The following is a 14,541-nucleotide window of genomic DNA, read 5'->3' on the forward strand; positions in this document are numbered from 1 at the left end:
AGGTACCCTACAAGCCGCCGGCCGGGAATCCGGTGAAGGTGCTGAATCCGGCCGAAAGGGTCAACGCGGCCTGCCTGGAGCGGAGTCAGGGGTGGCGACTCTCGTGCCGGAGCGGCGGCCTCTGGCTGCCGGGGGCCTGGAGCGCAGCGGCGCCGCCGCTCCCGCCGTGCGCATGCAGCCCGCCCCGGACGTCCTGGACGCCGCTCAGCCGGCCGGACAGCCAGCGGAAGACCTCGGGAAGCAGCGGCTTCCACACCACGTTCAGATGGCCGCCGTAGGTCCGCTGCACCCATACCTTGGTGGGCGCCTTCGCGGCCTTGCGGAGCGCGAGCCCGTCCTCGTAGCCGTCGCCGTGCTGCCCGGTGAGGAAGAGCGAGGTGCGTGGCGGGTGCTTGGCGTGGGTGAGTATCCACAGCGGGTTGGTCTCGCGGCGCAGCACCGGGTCGTTCGCCGTGATCGAGTCGGATTCGGCGGCCGGGTCGTTGTAGCCGGAGAGTGCGACCCCGGCGCGGTAGCGGTCGGGGTGCTCGATGGCGAGCTTGGCGGCACAGTGGGCGCCCGCCGAGATCCCGGCGACGCCCCATCCGCGGGCCCCGGTCTCGGCCCGGAAGTTGTCGCTGACCATCTTGCGTACGTCCACGCTGAGCCAGGTGTCGGCGTCGACGACGCCCGGCACATTGGCGCAGCCGGTGTCCTCCCCGCCCAGCAGCGAGGTGCGTGGCGCCACCAGGATGAAGGGCTTGACCTCGCCCTTCGCCATCAGCGGCCGGAGCTGGCGGTTCACATCGAGGTTGGAGAACCAGTCCTTGGCCGAGCCCGGGTAGCCGGGGAGTATCTCCACGACGGGGAAGTCCTTGGCCTTGAACGCAGGGTCGGAGTACTGCGGCGGCAGCCAGACGTACACCTCACCGTCCGCCCCGGACACCCGGCCCGTCAGATGCGTGACCCGTACGCCCGGCCCCATTCCGGAGTCGTCGACCGGCACAAACGTCTGCTTGACCCGCGGCCCTCCGGAGACGCCCCGCCCGCCGGTCCCGTCGACGCCGAGGTCGGGGGCCGCGCCGACGTGGCTGGCGGTGCCGAGCAGGTCACCCCAATTGTCGTAGAGCCCGTTGGCGTTGTTGACGGCGACGAATACGGCGACTACCGCCGCCGCCTGCGCGAGGAGCACCATGCCGAACCGCACGGCGCCGCGCACCACGACGGGTCCGTCGACCTTGTGCCAGAGAAACAGCGGCACCGTAACGGCGAGGGCGGCCATCAGGACCGCGGTCACGAAGAAGGGAGTTCCGGTCAGGCTCATCACGGCAGGCAAGAGCAGCATGAGAGCCTGTCGGTTGCCCGTTTTGCCATGGATTTACGCAGGCGGGCGGAGGCCATGGGCCTGCGCGGCTGGACCCGGTGGCAGGCGGTGGCCGGGCTGGTCGGTCAACTCGCGTACACACTCCGTACGTTGTCCTTCGGCGCGGCCCGGGCTTTCGCCGCTGGGCCGGCGGCGAAGCCCCGGAGTGCGTTCTCGGTGGTGCGGGTGACGAAGGCCCTTGTCCGGGCGTCCATCCCGTGATCACGGCAGCTGTCCCGGGTCCCGGCCATCAGCCCCTCGACCCACCGCATCGTCCCGGTGGAGAAGACGCCGGCCCCACTCGGGACGGTGTAGTACGCGGAGTCCGAGTGGCTTTTCCGGCCGTCGCAGACCAGCGGGGAGTGGGCCAGGATCTCCAGGGGCGCCGGGGTGGGCGCGCCGGGGGTGACCCGGTCGTACTCCACACCCACCAGGTGTTTGAACGAGTCGCCCCGCTTCACCCCGGTCCCCTCGAAGAGCCAGTGATCCGCGCTGTGGACGACATAGGGCGCGTCCGTGGGAAACCCCTCGTACAGGACGCCGGTCAGTGTGGACTCCGGGTCCGCGGCGGGCGGTTGGCGGAAGTCGTGGGTCGGCAGGCCGTGGTGGTCCGCGAAGTGCGGGTCGTCGGGGTAGGCGGACTTGTAACAGACCACGGTGCGGCCGGCGCCGGACGGTCCGTGTTCGAGCCTGACCCGGCGGAAACAGGTGTTGGCGCCCAGGAAGACCAGATTGGTGCCCGTGTCGCGTGCGCGGGTGACGTGTTGACGCTGTTCCGGGGTCCAGTACTCGTCGTGGCCGAGTGAGACGGCCGAGGTGGCCCCGTGGAGCACCGACGGGGTGAGGTGGATGTCCAGTCCGGTGGTGTAGGCGAGCGGGATGCCGAGCCGCTCCGCGAGGACGACCGCGGCCCGCTCGTAGACCATGAACTTCTCGGCCCCGTTCCTGTCGTACGGCCGGTCGAAGCCGACGGCCAGCGAACGCGTGATGTACGCGCCGTCCTGCCCCCGGTAAAGGCTGTACCCGCCCCAGGCGTTGTACGCCTGCCAGGTCGTCGGTGCGTGCATCAGCAGGGTCGCGCCCGAGGCGCTCGCCGAGCGGACGATCAGCGGTACGTATCGCTGGTGCCCGTTCTCCGCGTCGAGTCTGAGCAGATACGCACCGGCCGGCCAGCCTTCGGTCCGGACGCCGAGGGTGCGCTGCCAGTCCGCCCGAATGCTGCGGGTGCTGGAGATCATCCGGGACTGCTGCTGGTGCGCTCCGGCGACCCGGCCCGACCGCCAGACCAGCCGGGCCTGTGCTCCGTCGTACCAGCCGACCCGGTAGGCCGAGACCCGGAAGCCGGGGGCGGTGGTGGAGACGTGCAGCCCGAACTCCTCGCCGGGCAGCACGCTCACCTTGTCGGTGTAGCCCTCGACTGCCTCGGGCGGGCCCTGTGAGCGGATCCGCCAGTCGGGGCTGCCGGGCCTGGCCCGTTCCGCCGCGGCGGCGGCCTTCACCCCACCGGCCGACGCGTCGGGGTGGGGCAGGGCGCCGGTGCTGACGTCCGGCGACGCGTCGCATCCGGCCAGCAGGCCCGCCGTGAGGCCGGTGGCACCCACTGCGGCGGCCGTCCCGAGGAAGTGCCGGCGGTCCAGGCCCGCTCCGGCACCGTCCGGTGCGCGGCCCCGACGGCGGCCCTCGCGCTCCGTGTCCTCGCCCATCCGAACCTCTCACCAGTCCGCCCTGCCCGGTGCAGGTGTGCGTGCGTCGGAATCATCATGAACCGGCAGGGGATGCCCCACGAGCGCAGGACGTCCGTTCGCGGGGGTAGTGGTCCGGCTCGATGAACGCACGGGGAGCGGCGAAAACCACCGCGGCAGAGCAGGCTCGCGCGCGTCTGGCCGCGTGACGGGGTTCGGCGGGGTTCGGCGGGAGAAAAGAGCTGGCGCGCGGTCGGGCCTGTGTCTAAGGTTTGCGGTGTTCCTCCGGCGGCCTGCTGCTGCCGGTATTGGCTGACGCAAGGCAGGAGGTGTGACCGATGGCTGTCGTCATGTTGGGTGCTGTCCGCACCCGGAAGCTCATCCACTCCACCTCTGTGGCCTCCGGCTGATCCCTCTCTGATCATTCTTTCTCCGCGCCAGTGAGCGCGGTGCCGGGGCCACCCTTGTGAAGGGTCACCCCTTGTCTTTCTCTTCTTTCTCCCAGGCTTCCTCCGCTTCCGCGCACCCGCTCGCCGCTTACGGCTGGGACGCGGACTGGGAGGCCGAGTTCGCTCCGTACGCCGAGCAGGGCCTCCTGCCCGGTCGTGTCGTACGCGTCGACCGCGGGCGGTGCGATGTCATCACCACGGCCGGACCCGTCCGCGCCGACACCGAGTTCGTCGTACCGCGCGACCCCATGAAGGTCGTGTGCACCGGTGACTGGGCCGCCGTCGATCCGGCGGGCGACCCGCAGTTCGCGCGGGCGCTGCTGCCGCGCCGGACCGCTTTCGTGCGCTCGACGTCGTCCGAGCGGTCCGAGGGCCAGATCCTCGCCGCCAACGTCGACCACGCGATCATCGCCGTGTCGCTCGCCGTCGAGCTCGACCTCGGCCGGATCGAGCGGTTCCTCGCCCTGGCGTGGGAGTCGGGCGCCACGCCGCTGGTCGTCCTCACCAAGGCCGACCTGGTACCGGACCCCACCGGGCTCTCGTATCTCGTCGACGACGTCGAGACCACCGCACCCGGCGTACAGGTGCTGCCCGTCAGCTCCGCCACCGGCGACGGCGTGGACGTCCTGGCCGCCGTGGTCGCCGGGGGGACGAGCGTGCTGCTCGGAGCCTCCGGCGCGGGCAAGTCGACCCTGGCCAACGCCCTGATCGGCGCCGACGTGATGGAGGTGCAGGCCACCCGGGATGCGGACGGCAAGGGCCGGCACACCACCACCACCCGCAATCTGCTCGTCCTGCCCGGCGGCGGCGTCCTGATCGACACCCCGGGACTGCGCGGTGTCGGACTCTGGGACGCGTCGAGCGGGGTCAGCCAGGTCTTCTCCGAGATCGACGCGCTCGCCGATGGGTGCCGTTTCCACGACTGCGCCCATGAGTCGGAGCCGGGGTGCGCGGTCCTCGCGGCCATGGACGACGGCTCGCTGCCGGTCCGCCGCCTGGAGAGCTACCGCAAGCTGCTCCGGGAGAACCAGCGCATCCTGGCGCGGACCGACGCCCGGATGCGCGCCGAGATCCGGCGCGACTGGAAGCTGAAGGGTGCGGAGGGCCGGGCCAACATGGAGGCCAAGCGCGGCAAGGTCCGCAAACCCTGAACCAGCCGGGTCCCCGGCCCCGGGTGCGCTGTCCGTTTTCCGCCAGCCGGGGCCCGGAGACCGGGGCACACTGGTCTCGTGATGGATGAAGAGACCAGGTACGAGGCGGTGAGCAGCCGCGACGCGCGCTTCGACGGGGAGTTCTTCTTCGCGGTGCGCACCACCGGGATCTACTGCCGGCCCAGCTGCCCGGCGGTGACCCCCAAACGCCGGAACGTCCGTTTCTACCCGACGGCGGCGGCGGCCCAGGGCAGCGGATTCCGCGCCTGCCGCCGCTGCCGGCCGGACGCCGTGCCCGGTTCCGCCGCCTGGAACATCCGCGCCGACGTCGTCGGCCGCGCCATGCGCATGATCGGGGACGGGGTGGTCGACCGCGAGGGTGTGCCGGGCCTCGCGGTACGGCTCGGGTACAGCACCCGGCAGGTCCAGCGGCAGCTGACCGCCGAGGTCGGCGCGGGTCCGGTGGCGCTGGCCCGCGCACAGCGCTCGCACACCGCGCGCGTCCTGCTCCAGACCACCGGACTGCCGGTCACGGAGATCGCGTTCGCGTCCGGTTTCGCGAGCGTGCGGCAGTTCAACGACACCATCCGGAAGATCTACGCCCGCACGCCGAGCGAGCTGCGGGCCGAGGCCGCCACCGTCGTGCCGGGGGCCGCCGCCGGGACGGCTGCCGGTATCCCGCTGCGCCTCGCCCACCGCGGCCCCTACGCGGCACGGGAGGCCTTCGACCTGCTGGCACGGGAGACGATCCCGCGGATCGAGGAGGTGCTCGGCACGTCCGGCTCCCGCACCTACCGGCGCACCCTGCGGCTGCCGTACGGCTCGGGCATCGCCGCTGTCAGCGAGCGGTCGGCCGGGCGCTGGCTGGACGCGCGGATCCACCTCACCGATCTGCGGGACCTGACCACCGCCGTGCAGCGCCTGCGCCGGCTCTTCGACCTGGACGCCGATCCGTACGCCATCGACGAACGGCTCTCCGCCGACCCGCGCCTCGCACCGCTCGTCGCGCGCCGCCCGGGGCTGCGCTCGCCCGGTGCCGCGGAGCCCGAGGAGTTCGCGGTACGGGCGCTGGCCGGGCGGGAGAAGTCGCAGTGGCTGGTCGAGCGCTACGGCACAGCACTCGACCAGCCCTGCGGCGGCCTCACCCACCTCTTCCCCGCACCGGCCGAACTCTTGGCCGACGAGCCGTCGCTGGGCGCCGTGTCCGGCGTACGTCTCGACCCGGGGGCCGACCGCGACGAAGCCGAACAGGCGCTTCTCGCGCTGCCCGGCATGACCCCGCGGGCGGCGGCACTGATCCGGATGCGGGCGCTCGGCGACCCCGATGTGGCGCTCGCCGGTGAGCCGGGCGCGGAGATCTGGCGGCCCTGGCGCTCGTACGCCCTGCGGCACATCTGGCTCGATCAGCCGTGAGCACCCGGTCAGCCATGAGCACGTGAGCATCTGGCCGGCCGCGGGCGGCAGGGTGGCGGTGCGCCGGGGGAGTGCCTACCGGGTCACTCCAGGCCCCAGCTGTGGATCTTCGTGGGGCGGATGCGGATCAGCTCGTCGCTGAAGTGCGGGCCCAGCTCGTGCGGCCCGGTCAGCAGCTCGGCCTCACCTCTGATGTCCACCCCGCGCACCGACCACGGCTGCACACTCACGATGTCGTCCACGACCAGCGCGACCTTCGGGTTGGCCTGCAGATTCCGCCACTTCTTGGTGGTGCCGAGGGCGTACCCGCCGATCAGGATCGTCCCGTCCTCCTGCGGAAAGAAGCCGACCGGGTTCGCCTGCGGCTGCCCCCTGGGGTCGACGGTGGCCAGCCTTCCCAGGCGCTGGGTGGCGAGATACGCGCGTTCGGCATCGGTGAATTCACTCATGCGCCAAGCATCGCGCGCGGACCCCGCCACCGCATGGGTGGCGCGGCCCGGGTGCTGGTGGTGCCACGTGGTGTCACGTGGCGCCATGCGGTGCCACTGGATGCGCCACAGGAGGCGAGGCGTCACGTGGCATCGCATTGACTCGGATTGATGCCAGTGCGTTTCCGCAGGTCAGGGGTGTTCGACTAGCCCCGGCCGACAGTTGCCCCGCTTACGGCCTTGCGTATGGCGCCATAGTGGTGCCACTATGACGTCATGGACCTCACGCCGTATGTCGACACACTCCGCCGCGAACTCGCGGTGGCCGCCGAAGCCGGCGGCGAGGAAGCCCGCGAGCTGGCCGAGCGGCTCACCGCTCCCCTGGAGTCGGCGACCCGACTGGCGATGCTCAATGTGCTCTCCGCCGCGATGGACGAGATCACTCGTGAACTCGCCCCCGGGTCGGTCGACGTACGACTGCGCGGGCTCGACCCCGACTTCGTGGTGACGCGGCCGGCGGGCGGCGAGGCGTACGAGGACAGGAGCGGGCCCGCCGAGCTGCTCAAGGCCCCGGCACCCGCCGACGGCGACGACGGCGGCACCGCCCGTGTCAATCTGCGCCTGCCCGCCCACCTCAAGGCGCGGGCCGAGGAGGCCGCGAGCCGCGAGGGTCTGTCGGTCAACGCGTGGCTGGTACGAGCCGTGTCGGCCGCGGTCGACGGCGGCGCCCCGTCGCGTACGACGGAGAAGACCCGCACCACCCGGAGTACCGGACAGAGCTTCACGGGCTGGGTGCGCTAGCCCCGCCCAAACCACCGCAGAGCCACACCACTTCAAACCCAACCCACTTCAGACCCACACCACGTCCCACCAGCGGGGACGCCATGAAGACCCAAGAGGACGGGACAGCCATGCCTACTTTCGACGCTCCTTTCGCCACCCCCGAACCGATCTCGGCCACCGCCCAGGTGGACGCCGGATCCATCCGGTTCATCGCGACCGACCGTGTCGACACCGTCGTCGATGTGCAGCCCCGTGATCCGAAGAGGAACCAGGACGTACGGGTCGCCGAGCAGACCGAAGTGCGGTACGCGAGCGGTCTGCTGACCATCAGGACGCCCAAGCAGCGCTACATCATCGGGCGCACCGGCAGCGTCGACGTGACGGTCGAACTGCCCACGGGCTCGCGGGTGGACATGACCGGCGCCTGGGCCCAGGTGTACGGCGAGGGCCGGCTCGGCGAGGTCCGTGTGAAGACCTCGTCGGGCGACGTCCGCTTCGACACCACCGGGCCGCTGCATGTGGCGGCGTCCCACGGCAGTATCACCGTGGACCGCGTCGAGGGCCCCGCGGAGATGGCCACCAGCTCCGGCAGCATGCGCATCGGCACCATCGAAGGCGCCGCCGTCCTGAAGAACTCGCACGGCTCCACGACCGTCGGTGACGCGATGGGCGAACTGCGGGTCAACGGCTCCAACGGCGACATCTCCATCGAGCGCGCCCGGACCTCGGTCACCGCGGCCACGGCCAACGGCGCCGTGCGCGTCGGCGATGTCTCCTGCGGCACCGTCAAGTTGGAGACCTCCCACGGTGCCATCGAGATCGGCATCCGTGAGGGCACGGCCGCCTGGGTCGACGCCGGCTCGGGTTTCGGCAAGGTGCACAACGCGCTCGGGGCGTCCGACAGCCCGGACAAGACCGAGGACACCGTCGAGGTCAGGGCCCGTACGAGCTACGGCAACATCGACATCCGCCGCGCCCGGGCCTGACCCGTCCGATCTCCTGAGGATCACGGCCACTTCACCGTTCAGCACGCCTTCGAAGGGGAGGACCCCATGCATTCTGTTGTCATGCCCACGCTCAGGCGGGGAGGTCAGCAGCCGGCCGCCGCCGTCTTCGCCACCGATCTGTGCAAGTCGTACGGCGACAAGACCGTCCTCGACGGCATCGATCTGCGGATCCCGCCCGGCACCGTGTTCGCGCTGCTCGGGCCGAACGGCGCCGGCAAGACCACCACCGTGCAGATCCTGTCCACGCTCATCTCCGCCGACAGCGGCCGGGCCCAGGTCGCCGGCCACGACGTCGTCACGTCGCCGGACGGTGTGCGCGCGGCGATCGGCGTCACCGGGCAGTTCGCCGCACTCGACGACCTGCTCACCGCCGAGGAGAATCTGCTTCTCATGGCCGACCTGCTGCGCCTCGGCAAGCGCGAAGGACGCAAGCGGGCGGGGGAGTTGCTGGAGCGGTTCGAGATCGCCGACGTCGCGCACAAGCGCGCCGCGTTCTTCTCCGGAGGGATGCGGCGCCGGCTCGACCTCGCCATGACGCTGGTCGGCGACCCCCAGGTGATCTTCCTCGACGAACCGACGACCGGTCTTGACCCGCGCAGCCGCCGCACCATGTGGGAAACCGTGCGATCGCTGGTCGCCGGCGGCGTCACCGTCTTCCTCACCACCCAGTACCTGGAGGAGGCCGACCAGTTGGCGGACCGGATCGCGGTGCTCGACCGCGGGCGGATCGTCGCCGAGGGGACGGCCGACGAGCTCAAGGCACAGATCCCCGGCAGTCATGTACGCCTGCGGTTCAGCGGCCCCGACGAGTACGAGCGCGCAGCCGCCGCCTTCCCCGGCGCGGCCCGGGACGACGACCAGCTCGCCCTGCGCGTCGCGGGCGACGGCGGCCTCGATGCGCTGCGCGCCCTGTTCGACCGGCTCGACACAGCCGGTATCCGTGCCACCGGCTTCTCCGTGCACACCCCGGACCTCGACGACGTGTTCCTCGCGCTGACCGGCGGCGGCAGCACCAACACCGCGCTCCATGTGAAGGAGACCCACGTGAACGAGGCCCATGTGAAGGAGACCGCGCGATGAGCACCCTCACCTACGCCGTGCACGACTCGATGACGATGCTGCGGCGGAACGTGAAGCACGCGATCCGCTATCCGTCCGTGGGGCTCGGCAGCGCCATGACGCCGATCCTGATGCTGCTGCTGTTCGTGTACGCCTTCGGCGACTCGATCGGCGCCGGCATCGGCGGCGGCCGGGACGCGTATCTGAACTATCTGACGCCCGGCATCATCATCATGGGGGTGGCCGCCGGCTCGATGTCGACCTCGATCGCGGTCTGCACCGACATGACCGAGGGCATCATCAACCGCTTCCGCACCATGAACATCACGCGCTCGTCGTTCATGACGGGGCATGTCATCGGCAGCGTCGTCCAGACGATGCTGAGCGCCGTGCTGGTCGTCGGTGTCGCGCTCGCCGTCGGCTTCCGGTCCGGGGCGACCCCGCTGGAGTGGCTGGCCGCGGCCGGCCTCCTCGCGGCCATCGCCTTCGCGGTGACCTGGCTGTCCACGGCGCTCGGTCTGATCTCCAAGACCGTCGAGTCGGCGAGCAACAAGCCGTTGCTCGTCCAGTTCCTGCCGTTCCTCGGCTCGGCGTTCGTGCCGGCCGGGTCGATGTCGCCGGGCTTGCGCTGGTTCGCCGAGTACCAGCCCTTCACGCCGATGACCGAGACGCTGCGAGGCCTGCTCTCCGGCTCGGAGATCGGCAACGACGGCTGGATCTCGCTCGCCTGGTGCGCCGGTATCGCCCTGGTCGGCTACGTCTGGGCGCGGTCGCTCTTCAACAGCAGCACCAAGCGCTGAGCATCCGGCCGCGCGAGGGCGGGCCGCTCACTCACCGGCAGGGAGTGAGCGGCCCGCCCTCGCGTCCGTACTCGGGGTCTGTACGGGCTCCGGGTCTGTCCGCGCTCAGGGCCTGAGTACGGACAGCAGGCCGTACCCGTCGCGGTGGCCTCCCGCTGTTTCAGGCGGGCAGGCCCCAGCGGGCGGCCTGTTCGTTCGGTGTGACCGGCCGCACCGTCAGATCCGGGCGGTCGCCCGCCGCGGTGATGAGCGCCGACTCGCCCCTGCGGAGCGTGATGACGACGGTGCCATCGCCCGCGTCCTCGTAGCGCAGCGCGTGCCCGTGGCCGTCGCGTACGTCGACGGGTCCCGTGATCCCATGGCGCACGGCACATGGTGCGCCTGCCTCACTGGTCACCCTGACCCAGCGGTTCACCCCCTTCTCCCGTACCGCACTGAGCAGGAACGCCCCCTGCGTACGGAAGTCGTGGAGTACGAGGTCGCGCCAGGCCGCCGGGACCGCCGGGAAGACCCTGATCACACCGCCCCACGACTGGCAGAGCATGTCGTGCAGCGACTGCGCCGCGGACAGCGGCGTCTCGATGACCGGACCCGACTCCTTGTACATGGTGTTCGCCTGGATGAAGCGGGCCATCAGCTCGCCCAGGTACTTCAGCGCGTCCTCGCCCTTGCCGAGCAGCGCGGACATCGACGTGGCACCGGTGAACGTGTAGCCCTGGAGGGCCCCTTCGAAGCCGACCCAGTGGGCCAGCGACTTCTCGATCAGCGCCCGTTCGTCCGGGGTGCGGCCGGTCAGCTCGTAGAGCGGGTAGACCGCGAGGAGATGCGAGTAGTGGCGGTGGGACATCGCGAAGGGGACACCCGCACCGATCATGAAGCCGTTCTCGTCGACCGGGTACGGCGTCAGTTTGGCCAGCACCTCCTGCCAGCGTTCCTTCAGCGGGTCCTTGATGCGCAGGGTGTCGGCCGACTCGACCAGGGTGCGGCAGCCCCAGCGCAGCAGCATCAGGTCGTAGTTGGTGTCCGGGGCGTCGACGCCGTACTCCGGCGAGAAGGTGGCCGGCAGATGCAGCTTGCCGTCCTTGCCCGGGGTCAGGAAGTGCAGGTAGTAGTTGACGGCCTTGCGCAGCAGCGGGAAGAGCGTGTCGCGCAGGATCCGCTCGTCCATGGTGTGGCGGTAGCTCAGCCAGACGTTGTGCAGTGCCCAGGTGAGGTTGCCGACCTCGGGCGTCGGCGGGTCCTCGCCGGGGATGCCCACGCCGTAACCGCCGTTGGCGACGGCCGCCCCGTTGACCAGCTGGGGGTCGGTGGTGCGCGGGATGCCCGCCGAGTCCTTGCGGTACGGCGCCGCCAGCTGGTTCGACAGGTTCTCCCGGAACTCGCCCAACGCCCGCGTCACCGCGTCGAGTTCCAGATGGTTCGAGCCGTGGATCAGCCAGTACTCCAGCTGGACGTTGAGATTCCACCAGGTGTTGGGCCAGGGCGTCGGCTCCAGCCAGGGGCCCGACGTCGCCATGACGGGCGCGTCGGCACGGGCGGCGGACGCGACCTTGTAGAGCTGGATCCAGTAGAAGCGCTGGATACGGGCGTCGGGTACGGAGAGGAAGCTCTTGCGGTAGTAGCCGTGCCACCAGGCGCGGTGGGTCAGCGCGTGTACGTCGAAGGGGACCGGCGCCACACCGCGTATCAGCCGTACGGCCCGGTCGAGTGCGGTGTTCTTCGGATGGGAGTGCGCCACGGTGACGTACAGCGTGCGCCGTGTGCCGTGGGCGCGTTCCTGCCACGCGGTCACGTGCTGGCCGCCCGCGAGGAGCGGCTGCACGGCGGTCGTCACCCCGCTGTGCTCCTCGGTCACCGCGGGCGGATTGGCCGTGTAGCCGTCGGGGAGCGGCTTCGACGCGGCACGCGGGCTGATCGACTCGGCGGGGTGGAAGACCCAGCGGAAGTCCTTCTCGCCGCTGCTCGGAGTGATCTCGACGGCCAGTACGGAGAGCGAGTTGTGGACCAGGGCACGCAGGGTGAGGGTGCCGCGGTCGGTGGTCAGCGTGCCGGTCAGCTCGGCGTCGCGCAGGCCCAGCCGCCAGTCGATGCCGGTGATGGTGCCGGCCGGTTCCAGCGTGAAGTAGCCGATGGGCAGCCGGGCGAGACCGAAGAGCGAGCCGAACTCGGGGCGGTGGTCCGTGACCTCGGAGTGCTGGACGTTGAAGCGGACCGCGTTCCGGCCGGGCTCGGCGTAGATGCCCGAACCGAGGTAGCCGTTGCCGAGGTACGGGCCTTCGTACCAGGTCTTCGGCATCTTCTGCCAGACGAGGTCGGCGTCGTCGAGAATCGCCTTCCAGCTGTCGTCCGATGACTGGACGGCCGTCGGCGTGATCCGGGGCGTGGCAGTGGCGGCGTCGCGCGGGGCGGCCTGTGCGGGTACGGCGGCCAGGCCCCCGGTGAGCAGGGCGCCGCCGATGGCGGTGCCTGTGGCGAGAACGGTTCGTCGTTTCGGTGGTTCAGGTACAGCGGCCATGACGCCTCCCGGCGGCTCGTAACACCATGAATTCATCCGAGCTATCCACCGTAGAAAGGTAGACACGGCACTGAGGTGCGTCAATGAGTCGGGAGAGATCCCATGTATTGCTGTCCGTCGGGGCGGAAAGGTGCTAGCCCCAGATGACGGCGCCGAGCCAGGTGCCGATGACGGTGAGGCAGGCGAGCAGTTCGACGAGAATCGCTGTCCCGATGGCCCGCATGACCGTACGGGTGGACGCCCGGCCGGCCCGGTGGCTGCCGAGCCGCACCCGCTCCGCCCCGTAGATCCCTCCGATGAAACCGGCGATACCGCCGAGCACGGGCACGATGAAGAAGCCCACGATGCCCGCGGCCCCGCCGATGTACACCGTCTTGCGCGGCGCCCCGGACTCGCGCGGACGGCGCGTGGGCAGCAGCGGACGGAGCGCCTGGTTGAGCAGCAGCAGAGCCGTGGCACCGGCGAGGACGCCCCAGGCCAGGCCGGTGGTGTCGGTCAGTGCCCACCACGCGGCGGCGGCCCAGACGATCGCCGGCCCCGGCACACCGGGAACCAGGACCCCCACCAGGCCGAGCAGCATCACCAGGCCCACCGCGACGAGCTGCCACAGACTCATCTGCCAAGCGTGCCGGAAGCGACCGGCTCCCGCAGCGCGGCGCCGGGCCGCCAGCCGGCGGCGCCGTACAGCGGAAGCGGGCCGGACGGATCCGGCGCGGGCGACCGGCAGGTGCGCGGGGTGCGACCCACCCGGCCCGGTCAGCCGCTCCCGTCGGCGGAGCCGACCGGCGCTTTCCGGCCCGGCGTGTTCCGGTCGGGGGTCCTGGCGACCCAGCCCTTTTCGTACGCGTGCCAGCCCAGCTGCAGCCGGGTGGTGACCCCCGTCAGTTCCATCAGGCCTTTTACCCGCCGCTGCACCGTCCGCAGCCCCAGCTCCAGCTGTTTGGCGACGCTCGCGTCGGTCATCCCGGCGAGCAGCAGCGAGAGGATCTGCAGATCCGTGGCATCGGGACCGGGCTCACCGTCCTCGGCGACCTCTCCACCGGGACCCAGCCGCAGGGGCAGCGCTTCCCGCCACACTGCTTCGAACAGTCCCCGCAGTGATTCCAGGAGCCCGCTCTCGTGGACGACCAGCGCGGAAGGCTGCGCGCCCCGGCCGGTCAGCGGCACCATCGCCAGGCTCCGGTCCGCGATCACCAGCTTCGTCGGCACCCGGTCGACGACGCGCACCTGCTCCTCGCGGCCGAGCGCCTCGGCCAGCGCGGCTGTCCCGCCCGGCTCCTCCAGGACCACTCGCTCCAGCACGACCCGGTACGAGACCCCGCGGCTCGCCGCCCGCTCCTCGGCATCGTTGTCACCGCCGGACACCGCGATCGGACTGCCGCCGGTCACCAGCGCGCAGACCTCGTCGGCCGCGCCCAGCTGCAACTGCAGGAAACGCTGGGACACCGCGTTCGCCCCGGTGACCACCTCCACCAGGTCGAGTACCGCCGGCTCCCTGGCCTCCGCCCTGAACTCCTCGACCAGCAACGCGGCTGCCAGCTCGGCCTGTTCCAGCTCATGGCGGTGCTGGGTGAGCAGGGCTCCCAGCGCGACACCCGGCGGCGCGGCCACCCACCTGCCGGTCCTGGCGGACGACTGCGCGGCCAGTCCGTGCCGTTCGAGGCGGCGAAGGGCGCGTTCCGTGTCGGTCTCGGAGAGCTGGAGCCGGTGCGCGAGATCGGCCACATCGGCCGCGCCCAGCGCGACGAGTGAGCGGTACGCCGACTCCTGGAGGTCGTCCAGACCTATGACACCGAGCAAGGGAACCTCGATCCGCTGGCGGTTTTGAGTCACGGCGGGTTTCCGCCGCGGCACATCATCGCCGCTCAACTCCGGTTTCTGCCAGGGTGATCGAACTGGTGTAACAGAACCC

General features: G+C 71.0%; 12 protein-coding genes. 6 read left to right on the forward strand and 6 right to left on the reverse strand.

The genetic code is table 11. From position 1 onward, the window contains the following. Nucleotides 1-85: 85 nt before the first annotated feature. Nucleotides 86-1,303: an alpha/beta hydrolase gene (locus OHB13_RS30185; RefSeq protein WP_328379166.1), complete on the reverse strand. Its 1,218-nt coding sequence runs from the start codon at nt 1,301-1,303 to the stop codon at nt 86-88. 125 nt (nt 1,304-1,428) lie between these two features. Beyond that, on the reverse strand, nt 1,429-3,045 hold the full coding sequence (locus OHB13_RS30190; RefSeq protein ID WP_328379167.1) for a N,N-dimethylformamidase beta subunit family domain-containing protein: 1,617 nt from the start codon (nt 3,043-3,045) through the stop codon (nt 1,429-1,431). A 460-nt stretch (nt 3,046-3,505) separates the two neighbouring features. Between OHB13_RS30190 and rsgA the strand changes: the two genes are divergently transcribed. Both rsgA and OHB13_RS30200 read left to right on the forward strand, forming a co-directional pair. Then, on the forward strand, nt 3,506-4,624 hold the full coding sequence (gene rsgA, locus OHB13_RS30195) for a ribosome small subunit-dependent GTPase A (protein ID WP_328379168.1): 1,119 nt from the start codon (nt 3,506-3,508) through the stop codon (nt 4,622-4,624). A gap of 81 nt (nt 4,625-4,705) precedes the next feature. Beyond that, complete coding sequence (locus tag OHB13_RS30200) at nt 4,706-6,037, forward strand: DNA-3-methyladenine glycosylase 2 family protein (RefSeq protein ID WP_328380423.1); 1,332 nt, start codon at nt 4,706-4,708, stop codon at nt 6,035-6,037. Between the two features lie 83 nt (nt 6,038-6,120). Here the strand turns inward: OHB13_RS30200 and OHB13_RS30205 are convergent, their stop codons facing one another. Beyond that, nucleotides 6,121-6,486: a PPOX class F420-dependent oxidoreductase gene (locus OHB13_RS30205; RefSeq protein WP_266851726.1), complete on the reverse strand. Its 366-nt coding sequence runs from the start codon at nt 6,484-6,486 to the stop codon at nt 6,121-6,123. Between the two features lie 255 nt (nt 6,487-6,741). Here OHB13_RS30205 and OHB13_RS30210 point away from each other — a divergent pair, with 255 nt between their 5' ends. From OHB13_RS30210 to OHB13_RS30225, 4 genes are all read left to right on the forward strand, one after another. Then, nucleotides 6,742-7,266 carry a toxin-antitoxin system HicB family antitoxin gene (locus OHB13_RS30210; protein ID WP_266851724.1) on the forward strand — a complete coding sequence of 175 codons (525 nt, stop codon included), beginning with the start codon at nt 6,742-6,744 and terminating at the stop codon, nt 7,264-7,266. 110 nt (nt 7,267-7,376) lie between these two features. Next, nucleotides 7,377-8,234, forward strand: coding sequence for a DUF4097 family beta strand repeat-containing protein (locus tag OHB13_RS30215; RefSeq protein ID WP_328379169.1), 858 nt, complete (start codon nt 7,377-7,379; stop codon nt 8,232-8,234). Between the two features lie 81 nt (nt 8,235-8,315). Continuing rightward, nucleotides 8,316-9,335, forward strand: coding sequence for an ATP-binding cassette domain-containing protein (locus OHB13_RS30220; RefSeq protein ID WP_328379170.1), 1,020 nt, complete (start codon nt 8,316-8,318; stop codon nt 9,333-9,335). Further along, entirely contained in the window at nt 9,332-10,114 is a 783-nt protein-coding gene (locus tag OHB13_RS30225) for an ABC transporter permease (RefSeq protein ID WP_328379171.1), read from the forward strand. Before OHB13_RS30220 ends, OHB13_RS30225 begins: the two co-directional genes overlap by 4 nt. A gap of 160 nt (nt 10,115-10,274) precedes the next feature. Here the strand turns inward: OHB13_RS30225 and OHB13_RS30230 are convergent, their stop codons facing one another. The 3 genes from OHB13_RS30230 to OHB13_RS30240 all read right to left on the reverse strand — a co-directional run bounded on the left by OHB13_RS30230 (nt 10,275) and on the right by OHB13_RS30240 (nt 14,429). Beyond that, on the reverse strand, nt 10,275-12,629 hold the full coding sequence (locus OHB13_RS30230) for a glycosyl hydrolase family 95 catalytic domain-containing protein (RefSeq protein WP_328379172.1): 2,355 nt from the start codon (nt 12,627-12,629) through the stop codon (nt 10,275-10,277). Between the two features lie 133 nt (nt 12,630-12,762). Continuing rightward, nucleotides 12,763-13,245 (reverse strand): DUF456 domain-containing protein, encoded by a 483-nt coding sequence (locus OHB13_RS30235; protein ID WP_328379173.1) that lies wholly within the window; start codon nt 13,243-13,245, stop codon nt 12,763-12,765. Between the two features lie 140 nt (nt 13,246-13,385). Then, a complete protein-coding gene (locus OHB13_RS30240) occupies nt 13,386-14,429 on the reverse strand; it encodes a helix-turn-helix domain-containing protein (RefSeq protein WP_328380424.1) in 1,044 nt (347 codons plus the stop codon). Nucleotides 14,430-14,541 lie beyond the last annotated feature (112 nt).

The organism is Streptomyces sp. NBC_00440 (assembly GCF_036014215.1).
Classification (GTDB): domain Bacteria; phylum Actinomycetota; class Actinomycetes; order Streptomycetales; family Streptomycetaceae; genus Streptomyces.

Excerpts from the sequence above, each read along its gene's own strand:
- OHB13_RS30205 (WP_266851726.1), bottom strand. The coding sequence starts at position 6,486 with ATGAGTGAATTCACCGATGCCGAACGCGCGTATCTCGCCACCCAGCGC.
- OHB13_RS30225 (WP_328379171.1), top strand. The coding sequence starts at position 9,332 with ATGAGCACCCTCACCTACGCCGTGCACGACTCGATGACGATGCTGCGG.
- OHB13_RS30190 (WP_328379167.1), bottom strand. The coding sequence starts at position 3,045 with ATGGGCGAGGACACGGAGCGCGAGGGCCGCCGTCGGGGCCGCGCACCG.
- OHB13_RS30185 (WP_328379166.1), bottom strand. The coding sequence starts at position 1,303 with ATGAGCCTGACCGGAACTCCCTTCTTCGTGACCGCGGTCCTGATGGCC.
- OHB13_RS30230 (WP_328379172.1), bottom strand. The coding sequence starts at position 12,629 with ATGGCCGCTGTACCTGAACCACCGAAACGACGAACCGTTCTCGCCACA.
- OHB13_RS30210 (WP_266851724.1), top strand. The coding sequence starts at position 6,742 with ATGGACCTCACGCCGTATGTCGACACACTCCGCCGCGAACTCGCGGTG.
- OHB13_RS30215 (WP_328379169.1), top strand. The coding sequence starts at position 7,377 with ATGCCTACTTTCGACGCTCCTTTCGCCACCCCCGAACCGATCTCGGCC.
- OHB13_RS30235 (WP_328379173.1), bottom strand. The coding sequence starts at position 13,245 with ATGAGTCTGTGGCAGCTCGTCGCGGTGGGCCTGGTGATGCTGCTCGGC.
- OHB13_RS30220 (WP_328379170.1), top strand. The coding sequence starts at position 8,316 with ATGCCCACGCTCAGGCGGGGAGGTCAGCAGCCGGCCGCCGCCGTCTTC.
- OHB13_RS30200 (WP_328380423.1), top strand. The coding sequence starts at position 4,706 with ATGGATGAAGAGACCAGGTACGAGGCGGTGAGCAGCCGCGACGCGCGC.